This window comes from Jhaorihella thermophila (assembly GCF_900108275.1).
GTDB classification, from domain to species: domain Bacteria; phylum Pseudomonadota; class Alphaproteobacteria; order Rhodobacterales; family Rhodobacteraceae; genus Jhaorihella; species Jhaorihella thermophila.
In genome coordinates, this window is the sequence record NZ_FNVD01000063.1 from 1 (window position 1) to 1,298 (window position 1,298).

The following is a 1,298-nucleotide window of genomic DNA, read 5'->3' on the forward strand; positions in this document are numbered from 1 at the left end:
ATCGCGACGTTCAGGTCCCAGCCAGCCCAATCGCCCGTCGCGCCCGAGCCGACGATGTAGCGGTCGCCATTGGCCGGGCTTCCAGGCGGCAAAGTGAGATCACGGTCAAGAACGGAGAGTTGCACGAGTCCGTCCAAGAGCCGGAGCGCTTCGTTGTGTGTGACGTGCTTCTGGGCCTGCGCCGCGAGGATGTAGGGCAGCAGCAGATGGGTGGTGGCGTCGGACATGGGTTGGCTTTCAGAACGTGAGCGTGACTGATTTGGGTGCGCCCCGCCCGACGAGGGCGGATAGCTGGAAGATGCGGATGTCGAGCGTGTCGCCGGGGCCGAGCGGTGCGCCCCAATCGGCGGTCTGATCTGCGGCGGTGTAGACCGCGCTGGTGGTGGCCGTGCTCAGCACCCGCTTCACGGTCGCGCCGTCAAGGATCTCCACCTCGTAGGCTTCCAGTTCCTCACTGAGCGGCACCTCAATCCCGCCCCAACTGTCGGAGGCGAGCGCGCGGGACCGCCGCGTCCAGCGGATCGTCAGATCGCCGGGCGCACGCGGCTTGCGCCACGGCTGTTCGACATGGGCGACGGAGAACGGGCGAAGCCCCACGCCTGCGGGCGTGAAGGCCTGCGCGACATAGGTCTCGTCGCTGACCGGGCGGCTCGCCGGGCCGATGCGCCAGTTCCAGGGGATGCCGAGATCGGCCTCGGCAATCGGCATCGGTGCGAGGCTGGCGTCGAGCACCACAACCCGGGCACCCGCAGGCACCGGATTGCCCATGGCGCCTTCCGTGCCGCGCTGGCCACGCAGGAGTCGGGTCAGGCGATACCGGCCGGGTGCTATCAGTTCCGCCGCGCCTGCCTGCACGATCTCCCAGACGCCCGGCGCACTCTCGATAGCCAGCGCGTTGGCGCCGCCGAAAAGCATCAGGTCTGTGACGCTTTCCAGCGTGCCCGAGAGCAGATCGACCGCCAGTACGTTGCCGAGATCAAAGCGCGAGGTGGGCCCGGCGTAGAAGTCCGAGACCAATGTGCCGATCCGTGCCCGCGTGCCAAACGTGGTCAGCAGGTTGAAACCGTCCGTCGACGGGCTGCGGAACACCGCAATCTCGCCCGGCCCCGGTATCGCATGCGCCGCGGCGAATGAGCTACTCCCCGAAAATCGGACGCTGACGTAGGCTACAAATTGCTGTCTGCTGATCTTCGACGAAGATGAGATCAGAGATGTCGAAACGGAAGCAGCATTCGCCGGAGTTCAAGGCGAAGGTAGCGCTTGAGGCGCTGAAGGGTGAGCAGACGGTCGCTGAGCTG

The 1,298-nt window shown here is 66.4% G+C and carries 1 protein-coding gene and 1 pseudogene; both read right to left on the reverse strand.

From position 1 onward, the window contains the following. Positions 1–227 (reverse strand): DUF2793 domain-containing protein (locus C4S70_RS18390; RefSeq protein WP_146064278.1); only part of this gene is annotated, 227 nt, incomplete at its 3' end. Between the two features lie 10 nt (positions 228–237). Then, positions 238–1,131: pseudogene (locus tag C4S70_RS18395) on the reverse strand (GTA baseplate fiber-binding domain-containing protein); the annotation flags it as partial. Between the last annotated feature and the right edge of the window lie 167 nt (positions 1,132–1,298).